The organism is Ruegeria sp. F5, assembly GCF_056533845.1.
The window spans coordinates 103,735-120,740 of the sequence record NZ_JBQFOU010000002.1 but is presented as its reverse complement, the minus strand read 5'-3'; the positions used below and the strand labels follow the sequence as shown (position 1 = coordinate 120,740).

Below are 17,006 nucleotides of genomic sequence, written 5' to 3'. Positions count from 1 at the left end.
TTAACCTGCTCCGAAGGTTTCGCCAACAAACCCAACCAAATCAGAGGGTCGGGTGAGTGTCAGACCTGCCACAGTGCCGGTTTTGCCACCTGCCGGAGCAATTGCCGCTGTGAAACCAAGTTTTTGTGCTTCTTTCAACCTGTTTTCGGTCTGCGGGGCCGGTCTAAGTGCCCCGGATAGCGAGATTTCTCCGAAAACGACGGTGTCGGCGGGCAGGGCGGTATCCTCTCGCGCGCTGAGCAATGCGGCGGCCACGGCGAGGTCGGCGGCGGGTTCGCTGACTTTCAGCCCACCGGCGACGTTCAGATAGACATCGAGGCCCGCAAAGGGGATTCCACACCGCGCTTCGAGCACCGCGAGGATCATCGCAAGCCGCCCGCTGTCCCAGCCGACAACCGTTCGGCGCGGTTGCGAATGGGGCGAGGGGGCCACCAGTGCCTGCAATTCAACCAGCACGGGGCGGGTTCCTTCGATACCTGCAAACACGGCTGAACCGGGGCTGGGCGTGCCGCGTTCCGACAGGAATAGGGCCGAGGGGTTGGTGACCTGTGCCAGCCCCTTGCCCGTCATTTCGAACACCCCGATCTCATCCGCCGGGCCAAAGCGGTTCTTGACGGCGCGCAGGATGCGGAACTGATGCCCGCGTTCGCCTTCGAAATAGAGCACGGTATCGACCATATGTTCGACCACACGGGGGCCCGCGATCTGGCCTTCCTTGGTGACATGGCCGACCATGATGATCGAGACGCCGTGTCGTTTCGCAAACGTGGTCAATTCATGCGCTGCGGCCCGGACTTGTGACACCGAGCCCGGCGCGCTGTCCACGTTGTCGGCCCACATGGTCTGGATCGAGTCGATAATGGCAAGGCCGGGCTTTTCAGCCTCGAGCGTGGTCAGGATGTCCCGCAGGTTGGTCTCGGCCGCAAGATGCACCGGTGCGTCCTCCAGCCCCAGACGGCGGGCACGCATGCGGACCTGCGCGCTGGCTTCTTCGCCCGACACGTAAACCGTTTTCACACCGGCGCGCGCGAACCGGGCGGCGGCCTGCAGCAGAAGGGTGGATTTGCCGATGCCGGGGTCTCCGCCCACCAACAGGGCCGAGGCGGGGACAAGGCCGCCGCCCAGCACGCGATCCAATTCCTCGACCCCGCAGAGGGTGCGGGGCGGGGGTGTTTCCTCGGTCGACAGGTCCGTGAGTGCGATGGGCTGGCCCCGCTTGCCGCCGAGGGATTTTTTGGCCGGGCCAGCCGAAAGCGGCACGTCCTGAACAATGGTGTTCCACTCGCCGCAGGCGTCGCAGCGCCCGGACCACAGGGTATGCGTTGCGCCACAGGCCGAGCAGGAGAAAGAAGTCGTCTTTGCCATGGCGCAATTCGTGCCCGAGGATGGACGGTTCTTCAAGCCCTTGCGGGCATTCATCTCCGCCGGCGGCGTGCCGCGGTCTCAGGCCCTGCGGGCCATCCTCCGCGGCAGGCGCTTGCGCGCCGGGGTGGGTGGTTATTCGGCCGCGCGCGGCGGGGTCATGGCAACCACGCTCGAGGCGGTGGGATCTTTGCCATCGGGCGCGGATTGCAGTTGCGCCGACAGTTCGGGCAGCAGGTCGAACAGCTCATCCCGCAGGCACGCCAGTTGAGATTTGGCGATGGATTCCTCGATCTCGATATCGCGGGTCCATTGGCGCAACTCGTGCTGGATGACCTGAGCTTCTTCGATCCGGTGCTGGAATTGCTCAATCTCTTCCTGCCGCTGTTTCAGGAAGGTGCGGGCGCGGTCGACCTTGGCGTCGCCATAGGTATCGGCCAGTTCCTGGCTGATCTGGCTCATCTGCGCGGCCAGTTCCAGCACCTGCGGCTCGAGCCCCTGCAGATCGGGATGATCGCGCAGAAAGGCCATGCGTTCCTTGACCGCGTCAAACTCGGAAGACAGCGCGAACGCGCCGCTGCGGTCGGCGGCATGAGCAAGCTGATAGGCCCCGGCCACGTCCTGCATGTTGAGCGAGAAATTGCGGTGCGTCCGTTCCAGCGCCATCATGCGGGCGTTTGCGGGCAGGTAGAAGGCCAGCATCATGATCAGCGCGGTCAGGCCGATCTGGATGTAGAGGCCCGCATCAATGACCTCACCCCCGCCCAATCCGGCGTGCATGGACAGCCAGGGAAGGATGCCGAAGGCAGAGAGCAGAGTGGATGCGACCGCGAATAAAGCAACCGTGCAGATCAGGAAAAAAGTAAGTTTCAAAAAGACATTCTGGAATTGCAATGTGACAGAGTGAAGGGCGGCCATGATTGTCGATCTCCTTCCTTAACCGATACAAAACCGGGTCAAAGCGGACGATCAAAAAGCACGATGCGATCCGCTTAGGACCCGTGAACTACAAACACGTTGCTGCTCGAAATATCTAAATGATACTCAGAATTTTGTTTTCAATCAATCAGGTCTGAGGTTTTCGTGATCCGAATGTCATCTCTGTAATATGGCCCACGGCAAGCGAGGCCAGAATGCAGCCGGTAAACAGGTATAGCCCCCAGGCGGTTTCAATGGTCGCGTAGGAAATTCCCTTGGCCAGCGTGATGTAGAGCGCGATCAGGAAAATATCGGCCATCGCCAGCTTGCCGAGGATGTTCAGCGCGGGCTGGACGCGCTGGTCCAGCAGGTTCCACTGGATCAGGGCGGTGCCGATGGTTTTGACAAAGGGCGCAACGAGGGCGAAGACGGTTACGACCAGCGCGAGGAAGATGTCGGACTTCCACAAGGACTGCAGGCCAGTGATAACGCTGATTTCGCTGAGGCCGAAGATCGGCAGGAGGCCTGCGCGCATCAGCGGCGCGAACCATGCGATGGGGTAGAGGATTAGCAGCGAGAGGGTGGCGAGGCGGAGGGTCATGGCTTCATATTCGGTTAAAAATAAAAGAACATACCAATTAACAGACAAGCAAAATCCAATTTTCTCGGTGAACCCTCCCAATCGCTCAAAAATTGTTTGCGAATGAAAAGTCCCAAAGAGAAAAGTAGCAATCCGATAGCAATGTTGAGCGCTGGTATTTGAGCATTTCCCACCCAATTTAGTGCATAGTAGGCAGCCACAATAAGCAGAATTGTGAGCGGAACCACCAATATAAAATGTATGGGCTTTGCTTCGTCATTGGGCACTTCACCGGCACCACAGCCGAATTGTTGTCGGCGAATGAGTGCTTGCGCTTGTGCATACTTGGTTTTTGAAATCAAAGACTTCCCAAATCCGGGAAGGATGCCGGATGTGGCGATGACCACTGCCGGGGCATAGCTGAGGCCGATATCCATTACGTGGATTGAAAGATTCAGGAGTGCCAACCCACCACTCACCGAACCGCCTCAATCGGCCCTTCCGCGCTTCCGCTGATAAACTGCTCCAGATACGGATCGCCCGAGGTATCCATCTGCCCCACAGGTCCGGTCCACTGGATCACCCCGTCATGCAGCATCGCCACGTTGTCGGCAATCGCGCGGACCGAGCTCATGTCGTGGGTGATGGTCATCGCGGTGGCGCCCATCTCGGTCACGATTTCGCGGATCAGGTCGTTGATGACGCCGGACATGATCGGGTCCAGACCCGTGGTGGGTTCGTCGAAAAAGATAATCTCGGGCTCGGCGGCGATGGCGCGGGCAAGGCCCACGCGTTTTTGCATCCCGCCGGACAGCTCCGAAGGGAAGCGGTCGGCGACGTTAGATTTCAGGCCAACGCGGCGCAGCTTTTCAATGGCGATTTCGCGGGCGTATTCCGGCGGGCGTTTCAGCGGGCCGCGCAGCAGGCGGAAGGCCACGTTTTGCCAGACGGGCAGTGAATCAAACAGCGCCGCGCCCTGAAACAGCATCCCGAACCGGGCCAGAAAGGCGTCGCGGTCGCCTTTGGATGCGTCTTTGCCGTCCACATAGATCATGCCGCTGTCGGGCTTGATCAGGCCGAGAATGCACTTCAGCGCCACCGATTTGCCCGTACCCGAGCCGCCGATGATAACCATCGAGGTGCCCTTGGGGATCTCAAGGTTCAGGCCCTGCAGGACGTGGTTTTCGTCAAAGGCCTTATGTACGTTCTCCATCCGGATCATAGCGAGAAGAACACCCCTGTAAGGACAAAATTGGCGGCGAGGATCAGCACGGCAGCAGCCTCGACCGAGCCTTTGGTGGCCCGGCCCACGCCCTGCGCGCCTCGGCCTGAGGACATGCCGTAATAGCAGCCCATGATGGCGGCGATCACGCCAAAGGCAGCCCCTTTGACCAGCGACGAGACGATGTCGCGCGTTTCAAGGAAATCGACGGTGTTTTTCAGATAAGCCGCCGGGTTGAAGCCCAGATTTTGGGTGGCGACGGTATAGCCGCCTGCGATGCCGATGACGTCTCCGACCGCGACCAGCGCGGGCACGGTGATCAAAGCGGCCAGCACGCGTGGGGCGGTCAGGTATTTCATCGGATGCGTGGACAGCGTGACCAGTGCGTCGATCTGTTCGGTCACTTTCATCGTGGCGATCTCGGCCGCGATGGATGAGGTCACCCGGGCGGCGATCATCAGGCCGACGAGCACCGGGCCAAGCTCGCGCACCATGCCGATGGCGACGATCTGAGGCACCACGGCCTCGGCATTGAAGCGCGCGCCGCCGGCGTAGATTTGCAGCGCCAGCGCGCCGCCGGTGAAGATGGCGGTCAGGCCGACTACGGGCAGGGACAGCCAGCCGATATTCAAAAGGGCGATGCCGAATTCACGCGGGTAGAATGGCGGGCGGAAGATATGGGACACCGCGTCCAGCGAGAACAGGGCCACGCGGCCGAAAGCGGCCATGATGTTCAGAACAGCGCGACCCAGCCCGCCCAGCACGGCCAAGGGGTTCATTCCACGTATCCCCTGGAAAACCGGCTGCCCAGAGAGGTCAGGATTTCGTATCCGATGGTGCCCGCGGCCTCGGCCAGATCATCGACGGTCTGATGGCCGTTCAGAATGCGCAGGCGTTCGGGGTCTTGCGGCAGGTCGGTCACGTCAACCGTGATCAGGTCCATCGAGATGCGGCCCACCACCGGGCAGGGCTGGCTTCCGGCGAAGGCGTCGATGCCGCCGCCAATCGCGCGATGCAGCCCGTCCGCGTAACCCGCAGCCACCGTCGCGATGCGCGAGGGGCGGCGTGCGGTCCAGGTGTTGCCATAGCCAACGGTCTCACCAACCTCTACCGCGCGAACCTGAATGACGGGCAGGTCAACAGTGACCACAGGTTTGGCCCCCTCGAACGGCATACCGCCAAACAGCCCCACGCCGGGGCGACAGAAATCAAAGTGGAACTCGGGGCCCAGAAGGATGCCGCCGGTCGCTGCCAGAGACCGTGGCGCAGCGACGCCGTCGGTCATCTGCCGGAAGGTGTTCAGTTGCTGGCGGTTCATCGGATGATCGGGATCATCCGCGCAGGCCAGATGCGACATCACGACGACCGGGTTCAGCGCCTCGGCCCGTGGCCGGAGTTCGGCCCAGTCATGGGGTTCCAGCCCCAGACGGTTCATGCCGCTGTCAAGCTGGATGCCAAAGGCGTGGTCGGGCAGGGCGTCGACGTGGCGCTGAAACTGTTCGGGTGCGTTGATCAGCGGCGTCAGGTCATGCGCGCGCAACAGATCGGTGTCGCCTTCCATATGCCCGGAAAAGATGCAGACCATCGGGCCGGGGCCAACAGCCTCGCGCACGGCGGCCCCTTCTTCGGCGACGGCGACAAAGAACTTGCGCACGCCTTCCTCGGCCAGCGCGCTTGCCACCGGTCCCGCGCCCAGCCCATAGCCATCGGCCTTGACCACGGCACCGGTTTCGACTTCCGTCTTTGCATCCAGCGCCCGCCAGTTGCTGGCGACGGCCTGAAGATTGATCGTTAAATGTGCGGTACTCATGGGCCTGTTCATGACATCGGATTGCGGCAGGTCAAGAGGGTTTCGGCCAATTCTGCATGAGTTTTGTGCGACATAGGCAGCTTCCGGCTGGATGTGCGCAGAGTTTAGTACAGTCGGGGAAGCAGGCGCTTAAAACCTGACGCAAGGGCAACTGCGCGTGGATTGTCCGGTGCTGAGTATCAAACGGCAAGCGACCGACGTATCGTTCACCTTTCAGTTCTGCACGCAGCGCAACGCTCTAATCTGCCGCGCGCTGATCCAGCAGGGGTTTGTTGTTCCGGCTGTGGCGCGCCACAAGCTGTTTCTGCCGGCGGCCGCTTGGGATGAAACAGGCGGATTCCAATTGATCGGCATCTGCCAGTTCGGGGAATAGCAGCATCAGCTCCGCCCGGGCCTCGACCGTCATCGCTTGCAGCGCCTGCGGACCGGCAAACAGGCTTTCGCTGGGCGCCCCTTCGGCAAACAGGACGACATGGCGGTCAAAAACAAGGTGGTGATAGGTGATCGTGGCAATGTCCTGGTCGACATAAATCCCCGGCAACCCGGTCAGGCGGATCGCCGAGATCAGAACGGACCGCGTGCCGAACATCCGCTGCGCGATGGCAGAGCGGACAAGCATCCGGTGCTGCCGGGACACCAGCAGGTCTCGCTGCGGCAGTCCCTGACCCAAGGCACCCGAAACGACCCGCACCGGATACAGTTCCGGCGTCTTGATCAACTCGGACAGCCGCAAAGGGCGGGACAGGATCATCCGGAGGGGCTGATACCCGCCATCCAGCGTCAGGACCCTGTCGCCCGGTCTCAGATGTTCTACCGCAACCTCACCCTTGGCCGTGGTGATGCGCGTGCCCGAGGTGAAGCACGGCGCGCCGGGGTTTGGGTTGGGATTTTCGACAAAATTGACCCCGTCTTTCGAGGTCAGAGAAGCAGTGTCGTCCGTTCCGTTTGACCCGACCTGCGTTGACGTCAGGCCATTGGCCGGGCCTTGGGTGGCCGTGACCTGCGTATCGAATGAGACAAAGCTCAAGACAGATCCGTTGTCATCCAGCGACACAGCACCGAACCGATTGATCCGGGCCGAGACCACGTAGTAATCGAAGCCGCCAACGGTGGTCATCGGCGCGGTATCGACCGCAGTCGAACTGCGCAGCGTGCCGTTCTGGTTGTAAACCCCGACAGTCAGGTTAGACACATCTGTACCTGTCGGCACGCGGATTTCGATGAAATCCCCGCTCGGCGGAAAGTTAGGGCCGTTTCGGTAGCGTATTTCCGAGATGATAGCCATCAAATGCTCAGAGCCCCGACCGGGTTCAACCTCAGGTTTTGACGCAGTCTACCACACTATAGGCTGCACACCAAAATTACGTTGGATTCCGGTAAATTGGACGTAAACGGGCGATCAATACCCTTCGATCTGCCCGTCCTGCTGCCACGGCTTGACCAGATTGCCGAAGCGGGTGAACTGGGCCTCGAAGCTGAGTTCAACTGTGCCGATGGGGCCGTGGCGCTGCTTGCCGACAATGACCTCGGCCTTGCCATGCAGGCGTTCCATGGCCTGCTTCCACTCTTCCATCTTTTCCAACTCGTGATCGCCGGGCTTTTCGCGTTCTTTGTAGTATTCCTCGCGGAAGACGAACATCACCACGTCGGCGTCCTGTTCGATCGAGCCGGATTCCCGCAGGTCAGAAAGCTGTGGCCGCTTGTCGTCGCGGCTTTCGACCTGACGGCTGAGCTGAGACAGGGCGATGACGGGAATGTTCAATTCCTTGGCGATGGCTTTCATGCCCATCGAAATCTCGGCGATTTCGTTGACGCGGTTGTCGGCCATGCCACGGCACAGCTGCAGATAGTCGATCACCAGCAGGTCCAGCCCGTGCGTCCGCTTCAACCGCCGCGCGCGGGCGGCCAACTGAGAAATCGGCAGGGCGGGGGTGTCGTCGATGAACAGCGGGCAAGCTTCGAGTTCCTTGGCCGCATCCACAAAGCGGCGGAACTCGGACTCGGTCATGTCGCCCTGACGGATTTTGTGAGACGAAATCTCAGAGGCTTCGGCCAGAACCCGGCCTGCCAATTGCTCGGCGCTCATCTCAAGCGAGAAAAAGCCGACCACGCCGCCATCAATTGCGCCTTCGGTCCCGTCGGGTTTGGTGCCGCGCTTATAGGCCTTGGCCACGTTGAACGCCACGTTGGTCGCGAGCGAGGTTTTACCCATCGACGGACGCCCCGCCAGAATGATCAGGTCAGACGGGTGCAGGCCCCCCAACTGCTTGTCCAAATCGGCCAGACCGGTGGAAATCCCCGCCATGCCACCACCGCGCTGGTACGCTTCGTTGGTGACGTTGACGGCTTCTGTGACCGCCTTGAGGAAGGATTGAAACCCCTGTTCGGTCTGGCCCTGCTCGGATAACTGGTAAAGCTGTTGCTCGGCCTCGACGATCTGCTCCTTGGGTTCGCTGGAAACCTCGACGCGCGCCGCCTTGTCCGAGATATCGCGCCCCAGACGGATCAACTCACGCCGGATGGCGAGGTCATAGATCATCTGGGCGTAGTCATGCACCGCAAAGGCGCTGATCGATGCGCCGGCCAGTTTGACCAGATAGGCCGGGCCACCCAGTTCCTTCAGGCCGTCGTCCTCGGCCATGAAGGATTTCAGCGTCACCGGCGAGGCCAGCGCATTCTTGGCAATGCGTGCGGCCGCGACCTCGTAGATGCGGGCGTGAACCGGGTCATAGAAATGCTCGGCCCCGATGATCGAGGCGACCCGATCATACAGGTCGTTGTTGGTTAAGATCGCGCCCAGAAGCTGCTGCTCGGCCTCAATGGAATGCGGCATTGTTTCGGCATTCTGAATCTGTGCCGCTGCCTGCTCGATACTGCTTATCTCGTTCATTTTGTCCCCGCTGCCCGTCTGGCGGTTCTACACGCGAAACCCCGGCGCAAGCTATCTGCAAATGAGTGGGGGTAACTTGGGATAACCGCCCGCCGCTTTGGGATAACTGCCCACCCGAATGGGGATAACATCTGCCCAGTTTTGCACGAGTGCGGCGTTACCGCAACATTTGGTGTGATCGCTGCCGTTTTCGACTAAATGCGCGGGCAATTAGCCGATTCGAATATCAACAATCCACAACCTGCCCACAGGCCGGAAATCACGATTTATGCGCTTCCTGCCAGCCGCGCGGGTCGTTCAGGAAGGCCTCAACCCCGTCAAGTGTCTCCTGATCAAAGGCTTTCTGTGCCTTGGCCTCGGCCAGCACATCCCACCAGGTGCAGAGCGAATGCAGCTTCACGCCATGATCGCCCAGGGTCTTTTCGGTCTCGGGGAAAATGCCATAGTAAAAGATCACCGCCGTATGCCCGCAGGTCGCGCCGGTTTCGCGGATCGCATCCACGAAAGACAGTTTGCTGCCGCCATCGGTGGTCAGATCCTCGACCAGCAACACACGTTCGCCTTCGCCCATCGCGCCTTCGATGCGGGCGTTGCGGCCATAGCCTTTGGGTTTCTTGCGCACATAGGTCATCGGCAGCGCCATCCGTTCAGCGACCATGGCGGCAAAGGGGATGCCTGCTGTCTCACCACCGGCGATGTTGTCGAACGCCTCGAACCCCGCGTCGCGCATCACGGTGACCGTCAGGAAATCCATCAGGGCCGAGCGGATGCGCGGGTACGAGATCAGCTTGCGGCAGTCGATATAGGTCGGGCTGGGCAGGCCGCTGGCCAGCGTGAAGGGCTCGCGGGAATTGAAGTGTACCGCCTTGATCTCCAGCAGCATCCGTGCGGTCAGGCGGGCGATTTCGGTGCTGTCGGGAAAGGAACTGGGGATCATGGTGCAAACCTCTGGGCTGAAAGGGTGTCGCGGGCTGATAGCCCGACCCTTGGGCCAGAGTCGAGAGTGCGGGCAAAAGAAAAGCGGACCTCGTACGAGGTCCGCTTTGCCCTTGCGGGCACAACAGCCAAGGTGGGCTCAGCTGCTCATATCGTAGGCGCGTTCCCCGTGTACCGACAGGTCGAGCCCGTTTGTCTCGGTCTCAGCGTCTACGCGAAGCGGGGTGATCAGCGCAACCACCTTGACCAGTACAATTGTCATAACTGACGTAAAGACACCCACGATCACCAGTCCGCCAAGCTGCGCGGTCCATGTGCCAAGGCCGAACAGCGCAATCATCAGCGTGCCGAAGATGCCGCCGACGCCATGCACGGCGAAGACATCCAGCGTATCGTCGATGTTCAGCTTGTTGCGGATGACGTTCACGGCCTCCTGACACAGCACACCGGCCACGGCGCCGATGATCAGCGCCTGCACCGGGCCGACAAAGCCCGAAGCCGGGGTGATCGAGGCCAGACCAGCGATCGTGCCCGTCACCAGACCCACCATCGATGCTTTGCCGAACCGGATGCGTTCCCACAGCGCCCATGTCAGCGAGGCCGTCGCGGCAGAGATATGCGTGACCGTCATCGCCATCGCGGCCCCCCCGTCAGCGGCCAGTTGCGAGCCGCCGTTGAAGCCGAACCAGCCGACCCACAGCATCGCCGCGCCGACCATGACAAAACCGGGATTGTGCGGCGGCGTCGTGCGGTTGCGGCGCGGGCCCAGGATCACGGCGATGATCAGCGCCGCCAGACCGGCGGTTTCATGCACAACGATGCCACCGGCAAAATCGCGCACGCCGATCTCACCCAGAATGCCGCCATCGGTCAGAATGCCTCCGCCCCAAATCCAATGCACCACCGGGGCATAGCAGAGCAGCATCCACAGGGCCGAGAAGGTCAGGACAAAGCCAAAGCCGACCCGTTCGACATAGGCTCCGACGATCAGGGCCGGGGTGATGATCGCGAAGGTCATCTGGAAGGCAAAGAACAGCACCTCGGGAAGGGTACCCGACAGGCTGTCGGCATCCACGCCGTTCAGAAAGGCCTTGCCCAGACCGCCCCACAGGCCTGACCCGCCATCGCCGAACGCGATGGAATAGCCCGCGACCAGCCACAGAATGCTCATCAAACAGGCAATCGAAAAGCAATGCATGAACACGCTGAGCACATTTCGCGCACGCACAAGGCCGCCATAGAACAGGGCAAGCCCCGGCAATGTCATGAACAGGACCAGTGCGGTGGCAACGATGATCCAGGCTGTATCGGCTCCGTTCATGGGCCGGTCTCCTCTCTTCTTACGATTGCGCCGGATGGGCACAGGTCCCGATCCGGCGCGGTGAGCGTATGGCCCCGGGTTAGAAGCGGAGGCGGGTGCGGAAAAAAGAGGCAAGCCCCGAATACGCCGCCTGTTTTGGCGGCTTTTTTGCAAGTGACGCTTAAATTTGCGCCCTGAGGGGATGTTTGACTAAAAATTAGGCTGAGCGCAAAAGGGCGTCGTTCAGCAATGCCAGCGCATGATCCCGCGCTGCACGGCGGACAGAGTCGCGGCCCAATGCGCCGAACTCCACAGTCTCGGTCCGGGTGGTCTGGCCGTTTGCAGCCAGCCCGAAACAGACCCGGCCTTCGGGCTTGAACTTTGACCCGCCCGGTCCCGCGATCCCGGTGACCGAGACCGCCAGTTGCGCCTGGGAGTGCCGCAGCGCGCCCTCGGCCATCTCGCTGGCAACTTCTTCAGACACCGCGCCATGCGCGTCCAGAGTGCTGGCGCGCACGCCCAACATCTCTTGCTTGGCGGTGTTGGTGTAGGTGACAAACCCACGTTCGACCACGGCGGAACTGCCGGGGATATCCGTCAAGGCAGCCGCGACCATGCCGCCCGTGCAGCTTTCGGCGGTGGCGATCATCACGCCCTGCGCCTTGGCGCGGTCCAGCAGGGCGGGGACGTTCATAGGCCCATCACTCCATGCGCGATGCCTGCAAGGATCAGGACACCGATTGCGGCGAAGACACCTGCGATCACGTCGTCCAGCATCACGCCCATCGCGTCGTTGCGCCGGTCGGCCCAGCCAACGGGGCCGGGTTTGGTGATGTCGAACAGGCGGAACAGGATGAACCCGGCCAGCCAGCCGGGCCAAAGCGCCGTGATCTCGATCCCATGCGCCCAGGACGGGTACGAGACCGCCCAGATCGCAACGAACTGACCGGCGACCTCGTCGATGACGATTTCTGACGGGTCGTGGTTGTCCTGCCCCTCGGTCATCACGCGGGTGGCCCAGAGCCCGCCGCAGAACACGGCAACGGTTGCCACGGCCAGCAGAGGGAAGCCGCCCAGCATATGCAGAACCCACGCCAGCGGCAGCGCCGCCAGCGAGCCCCATGTTCCCGGCGCCGGGCGCAGATAGCCCACGCCGCAAACGGTGCTGATCAGGCGCGCCGCGCTCATGCCTTCACCAGACAGGCGGTGGCCAGCGCGGCGATCCCTTCGCTGCGCCCGGTAAAGCCCAGACGTTCGGACGTGGTCGCCTTGACTGAGACCTGATCGGCGCGCAGCCCCATGATCCGTGCCATCTCGGCCCGCATGGCCTGCGCATGCGGCCCGATCTTGGGGTATTCGCAGACCAGAGTGCAGTCGGCGTTCGAAATCCGGTATCCCATCTGCCCGGCCAGTTCGACCGCGTGGCGCAGGAAAATCTCGCTGGCCGCGCCCTTCCATTGCGGGTCCGAGGGCGGGAAATGCTGGCCGATATCGCCCTGCGCCAGCGCCCCGTAGATCGCATCCGTCACGGCGTGCATGCCCACATCGGCGTCCGAATGCCCCTGCAACCCTCGGGCATGAGGCACTTTCACGCCGCACAGGATCACGTGATCCCCATCGCCGAAACGGTGCACGTCATACCCATTGCCCAGCCTTACATCCATATCCGTTCCCATTATGCGTTCCGCCCGGGCAAAATCCTCGGGGCGGGTGATTTTGATATTGTCGGCGTCGCCCGGCACGATAGCCACATCCATTCCGGCGGCACGCGCGACTTCGACGTCGTCGGCGGCCCCTCCGGCATGGCTGGCATGGGCCGCGACGATGGCGTCATAGTGAAATCCCTGCGGTGTCTGCGCCGCGAACAGGCCGGTTCGGTCCTGCGTGCCGGTGACACGCTGCTCATCCCCGGTCCAGAGCGCATCGGTTGCGGACAGTCCCGGTGCGGCGGCGGGGTGCGTATCAAGCGCGGTCAGAACATCCTGAATGATGCGGGGGGTGATGCAGGGGCGGGCGACGTCGTGGATCAGAACCTTTGTCACGCCATGGCTCTTCAGCGCCTCTAACCCCTGCCGCACCGACCCGGCCCGGTCACTGCCGCCGGGGGCAAGGATCAGGTCTGTGTCCTGAAACTCGGCCCAGGCTTCCGCGTCGTCCGGGGACAGCACCAAAGCGATGTGATTCACCCGATCCCGGAACCTGTCGATGGTCCAGTCCGCCACCCGGCGTCCACCCAGCGCCCGCCATTGTTTCGGCGTCCCCCCGCCAGCGCGCAATCCGCGTCCTGCGGCGACAATGATGGCGGCGGTTGTCATGGGTCGGACGCTCCTGTTTGCACGCATTGTTTAGGGTGAGGTGAATGCAGAGGCAATCACCCGCGTCAATCTGCTTAATAATTATGCACATGATGATTTTGCGGGCTTGTGGGCCGCCATTTTCTTGTTCATATGCCGGGAATTCGATATCAAACGCTCAAATGCCCAAGGATTAAGCACATTGACCCTGCATCTTGCCGACAAGGCCCTGAACCCGCCGGTGCTGCTGGCCCCGATGGCCGGAATCACGGATCGCCCATTCCGTGATCTGGTGATGCGCTTTGGCGCGGGCATGGTGGTGAGCGAGATGGTCGCCAGCCAGGAGATGGTGCAGGCCAAGCCCGGCGTGCGCGAACGCGCGGAACTGTCGGCGGATGTGGAAAACACCGCCGTGCAACTTGCAGGGCGCGAGGCGCATTGGATGGCCGAGGCCGCGCGACAGGTCGCGGACCGGGGCGCACGGGTGATCGATATCAACATGGGCTGCCCAGCCAAGAAGGTCACAAACGGCTATTCCGGCTCGGCGCTGCTGAAAACGCCGGATCACGCGCTGACGCTGATCGAGGCCGTCGTTGCAGCGGTCGACGTGCCGGTGACGCTGAAAACCCGGCTGGGATGGGATGACACCCTGCTGAACGCGCCTGACGTGGCGCGGCGGGCGCAGGATGCCGGCATTCGCATGGTTACGATCCACGGACGCACGCGGTGCCAGTTCTACAAGGGCCGCGCCGATTGGGCGGCGATCCGGGCGGTGAAGGATGCGGTCTCGATCCCGGTGATCGCAAATGGCGATATTGTTGACACCAACGCGGCACGCACGGCATTGGCGCAATCCGGGGCCGACGGGGTGATGGTGGGCCGGGGCGCGCAGGGAAAGCCCTGGCTTTTGGCGCAGATATGTCATGGACTTTATGGTTTGGATGCACCGCAAATCCCCTCGGGCGCGGCACTGGTTGACATGGTGCGCGCGCATTATCAGGCGATGCTGGAATTTTACGGCACCGCTCTGGGCCTGCGCGTCGCCCGAAAGCATCTGGGTTGGTACATGGACGAGGCAGGCACGCCCGCACCCCTGCGCCGCGCCGTTCTGACCTCGCGCGATACGGATGAGGTGCTGCGCCTGCTGGGCGATGCGCTGAGCGGCACGGCAAAGGTGGCAGCATGACTTCGGATCAAAGCATCTGGAACTCGCTTCCGGTTCCTGCCTTCATCATCGACGAGGATGACCGGATCGCCGACGTCAATTCCTCGGGCGAGGGGTTTTTGAACGCGTCCCGCAAGTCCGTCATCGGTCACCCGGTCTGGGATCAGATCGCAGTGGATGCCCCGCTGGAAGAGGCCTTTCTGCGCGCGCGCCAACACGGGACGCCGTTGTTCGTGAACGACGTGGACGCCGGATCGGGCAATCGCGCGCCGCTGCAATGCGCGCTGCAGATTGCGCCGCTGGTCGGACACCCCGGATCGATGATCATGATCATCTCGCCGCGCGAACTGGCCGGGCGGATGACGCGCGGCAATACGGTTAAATCCGCTGCGCAATCGGCCATCGGCATGGCCGAGATGCTGGCGCATGAAATCAAGAACCCGCTGGCCGGCATCACGGGCGCGGCGCAGCTGCTTAGCATGAATATCCCCAAGCAAGACCTTGAATTAACAGACCTTATTGTCGCCGAGAGTCGCCGGATTGTGAAACTGCTGGAGCAGGTCGAGCAATTCGGGAACCTGCAGCAGCCCGATTTCAAGCCGGTCAACATCCACGACGTTCTGGACCGCGCCCGCCGGTCGGCGCTTTTGGGATTCGGAGCGGATATGACCATTATCGAGGATTATGACCCCTCGCTGCCGCTGGCCTATGGGGACCCGGACCAGTTCCTGCAGGTGGTGCTGAACCTGCTCAGAAACGCGTCCGAGGCCGCAGGGGCCGAGGGCGGCACGATCCGCCTGCGCACCTATTTCGAACATTCGTTCCGCCTGCGCCGCAGCGACGGCTCGGGGCATTCCCTGCCGTTGCAGATCGAAATCATCGACGACGGGCCGGGGCTGCCGGACAATATCCGCAGCGACATTTTCGATCCCTTTGTCTCGGGCAGGGATAACGGAACCGGGCTTGGTCTGGCGCTGGTCAGCAAGATCGTCTCGGACCATGACGGCTGGATTTCGGCGGAATCGGTGCCCGGACGTACCGTGTTCAAGCTGTCTCTGCGCCGCGCCCCGCGCGAAGACACCAAAGATGAGAAGGAGAGCACCTGATGGATGGCACAGTTCTGGTCGCGGATGACGACCGCACAATCCGTACCGTTCTGACACAGGCCCTGACGCGCGCCGGGTGCAAGGTGCATGCCACGTCCTCGCTGACGACGCTGATGCGCTGGGTGGGCGAAGGCAAGGGCGACGTGGTGATCTCGGACGTAGTAATGCCGGACGGTAATGGCTTGGAAATGCTTCCGAAAATCGCACAGGACCGGCCCGGTTTGCCGGTGATCGTAATCTCGGCTCAGAACACGATCATGACGGCGATTCAGGCGGCCGAGGCCGATGCCTATGACTATCTGCCCAAACCGTTCGACCTGCCGGACCTGATGAAGCGCACCGCCCGCGCGCTGGAACAAAAACAGCGGTCGCAGCCCGAGCCCATGGATCAAAGCGGTGAACGCCCGGACGAATTGCCGTTGGTCGGGCGGACCCCGGTGATGCAGGCGCTGTACCGGCTGGTGGCGCGGGTGATGAACACCGATCTGTCGGTGATGATTTCCGGTGAAAGCGGTACCGGTAAGTCATTGATTGCGCGGGCTATTCACGATTTTTCGGACCGGCGCACATTGCCCTTTGTCACCGCCACAGCGGCCGATCTGCGCGATCTCGAAGGGCCAGCCCGCATCATGGCCCGGGTTCGCGGCGGCACGTTGCTGATCGATGAGATCGCCGATATCGACGATGAAATTCAAGCCCGCATCGTGCGCATGATGGACACGCCCGGCGACCACGTTCCGCGTTTCATGGCGACCAGCCAGTCCGATCTGACCGAGGGGATGGAAAGCGGCCGTATCCGGCAGGACCTGTACTATCGCCTCTGCGGTGCCACGGTTCACGTTCCGGCGCTGCGCGAGCGGGTCGATGACATCACCCTGCTGGCCGAGCATTTTCTGGTCCGGGAAGAACGTGAAAGCGGCACGAAACGCTGGCTCAGCCCTGACGCGGACGAACTGGTCCGGCGCTATTCCTGGCCGGGCAACGTGCGACAGTTGGAAAACGCCGTCCGCCGCCTGAGCCTGACCAGCCGCGCCGATGAGATATCGAAGGCCGAGGTCGAGATGGTGCTGGGCAGCCAGCCCGAGGCTGAACCGGTTCTTGGGGGTGGCGAACGCGAAAAGCTCTCGACCTCGGTGGGGCGTCATTTGCGGCGTTACTTCGATCTGCATGGCAATATTCTGCCCCCGCCGGGCCTGTATCAGCGGATTCTGCGCGAGGTCGAGGCCCCCCTGATCGAGATCGCGCTGGACGCAACCGGCGGAAATCAGGCGAAATGTGCCGATCTGCTGGGGATCAACAGAAATACGCTGCGAAAAAAAATCACCGATCTCGATATTCAGGTGACACGCCGACGCAAACTGATGTAATATCGCCACACAAAGCGTGGCATCTGGGTTCGCACCCGGCAACGACCACGACATAT

General features: G+C 62.0%; 17 protein-coding genes. 3 read left to right on the top strand and 14 right to left on the bottom strand.

Annotated elements, in window-relative coordinates; translation table 11 throughout:
• From radA to ACR0K1_RS02850, 14 genes are all read right to left on the bottom strand, one after another.
• Positions 1-1,365: a DNA repair protein RadA gene (gene radA / locus ACR0K1_RS02915; RefSeq protein ID WP_480614663.1), complete on the bottom strand. Its 1,365-nt coding sequence runs from the start codon at positions 1,363-1,365 to the stop codon at positions 1-3.
• A gap of 132 nt (positions 1,366-1,497) precedes the next feature.
• Positions 1,498-2,280 carry a DNA repair protein gene (locus ACR0K1_RS02910; protein ID WP_480848687.1) on the bottom strand — a complete coding sequence of 261 codons (783 nt, stop codon included), beginning with the start codon at positions 2,278-2,280 and terminating at the stop codon, positions 1,498-1,500.
• A gap of 148 nt (positions 2,281-2,428) precedes the next feature.
• A complete protein-coding gene (locus ACR0K1_RS02905) occupies positions 2,429-2,881 on the bottom strand; it encodes a paraquat-inducible protein A (RefSeq protein WP_480848685.1) in 453 nt (150 codons plus the stop codon).
• Between the two features lie 14 nt (positions 2,882-2,895).
• On the bottom strand, positions 2,896-3,297 hold the full coding sequence (locus ACR0K1_RS02900; protein ID WP_480614671.1) for a hypothetical protein: 402 nt from the start codon (positions 3,295-3,297) through the stop codon (positions 2,896-2,898).
• Positions 3,298-3,335: 38 nt separating this feature from the next.
• Positions 3,336-4,082 carry an ABC transporter ATP-binding protein gene (locus ACR0K1_RS02895; RefSeq protein WP_480614674.1) on the bottom strand — a complete coding sequence of 249 codons (747 nt, stop codon included), beginning with the start codon at positions 4,080-4,082 and terminating at the stop codon, positions 3,336-3,338.
• Complete coding sequence (locus tag ACR0K1_RS02890) at positions 4,079-4,861, bottom strand: MlaE family ABC transporter permease (protein WP_480614677.1); 783 nt, start codon at positions 4,859-4,861, stop codon at positions 4,079-4,081. Before ACR0K1_RS02890 ends, ACR0K1_RS02895 begins: the two co-directional genes overlap by 4 nt.
• Positions 4,858-5,892, bottom strand: coding sequence for an alanine racemase (gene alr / locus ACR0K1_RS02885; RefSeq protein ID WP_480614680.1), 1,035 nt, complete (start codon positions 5,890-5,892; stop codon positions 4,858-4,860). Before alr ends, ACR0K1_RS02890 begins: the two co-directional genes overlap by 4 nt.
• Positions 5,893-6,130: 238 nt before the next feature.
• Entirely contained in the window at positions 6,131-7,177 is a 1,047-nt protein-coding gene (locus ACR0K1_RS02880; protein ID WP_480848681.1) for a Hint domain-containing protein, read from the bottom strand.
• A gap of 114 nt (positions 7,178-7,291) precedes the next feature.
• The gene (locus tag ACR0K1_RS02875; protein ID WP_480614685.1) at positions 7,292-8,782 is read right to left on the bottom strand and encodes a replicative DNA helicase; all 1,491 of its coding nucleotides are present in this window, start codon (positions 8,780-8,782) and stop codon (positions 7,292-7,294) included.
• A gap of 259 nt (positions 8,783-9,041) precedes the next feature.
• Positions 9,042-9,719, bottom strand: a complete 678-nt coding sequence (locus tag ACR0K1_RS02870) for an orotate phosphoribosyltransferase (protein WP_480614688.1) — start codon at positions 9,717-9,719, stop codon at positions 9,042-9,044.
• 138 nt (positions 9,720-9,857) lie between these two features.
• Positions 9,858-11,039, bottom strand: a complete 1,182-nt coding sequence (locus ACR0K1_RS02865; protein WP_480848679.1) for an ammonium transporter — start codon at positions 11,037-11,039, stop codon at positions 9,858-9,860.
• A 196-nt stretch (positions 11,040-11,235) separates the two neighbouring features.
• Positions 11,236-11,712, bottom strand: a complete 477-nt coding sequence (locus ACR0K1_RS02860) for a CinA family protein (protein ID WP_480614694.1) — start codon at positions 11,710-11,712, stop codon at positions 11,236-11,238.
• A complete protein-coding gene (locus tag ACR0K1_RS02855) occupies positions 11,709-12,206 on the bottom strand; it encodes a phosphatidylglycerophosphatase A family protein (protein WP_480614697.1) in 498 nt (165 codons plus the stop codon). The genes ACR0K1_RS02860 and ACR0K1_RS02855 overlap by 4 nt, the downstream gene beginning before the upstream one ends.
• Positions 12,203-13,333, bottom strand: coding sequence for a bifunctional 2-C-methyl-D-erythritol 4-phosphate cytidylyltransferase/2-C-methyl-D-erythritol 2,4-cyclodiphosphate synthase (locus tag ACR0K1_RS02850; RefSeq protein WP_480848676.1), 1,131 nt, complete (start codon positions 13,331-13,333; stop codon positions 12,203-12,205). Before ACR0K1_RS02850 ends, ACR0K1_RS02855 begins: the two co-directional genes overlap by 4 nt.
• 181 nt (positions 13,334-13,514) lie before the next feature.
• Here ACR0K1_RS02850 and dusB point away from each other — a divergent pair, with 181 nt between their 5' ends.
• Genes dusB through ACR0K1_RS02835 form a run of 3 tightly spaced genes read left to right on the top strand, consistent with a single transcriptional unit; the run spans position 13,515 to position 16,950 of the window.
• Positions 13,515-14,498: a tRNA dihydrouridine synthase DusB gene (gene dusB, locus ACR0K1_RS02845; RefSeq protein WP_480848674.1), complete on the top strand. Its 984-nt coding sequence runs from the start codon at positions 13,515-13,517 to the stop codon at positions 14,496-14,498.
• The gene (locus tag ACR0K1_RS02840) at positions 14,495-15,583 is read left to right on the top strand and encodes a two-component system sensor histidine kinase NtrB (RefSeq protein ID WP_480614705.1); all 1,089 of its coding nucleotides are present in this window, start codon (positions 14,495-14,497) and stop codon (positions 15,581-15,583) included. Before dusB ends, ACR0K1_RS02840 begins: the two co-directional genes overlap by 4 nt.
• Positions 15,583-16,950, top strand: coding sequence for a response regulator (locus ACR0K1_RS02835; RefSeq protein ID WP_480614708.1), 1,368 nt, complete (start codon positions 15,583-15,585; stop codon positions 16,948-16,950). The genes ACR0K1_RS02840 and ACR0K1_RS02835 overlap by 1 nt, the downstream gene beginning before the upstream one ends.
• Positions 16,951-17,006 lie beyond the last annotated feature (56 nt).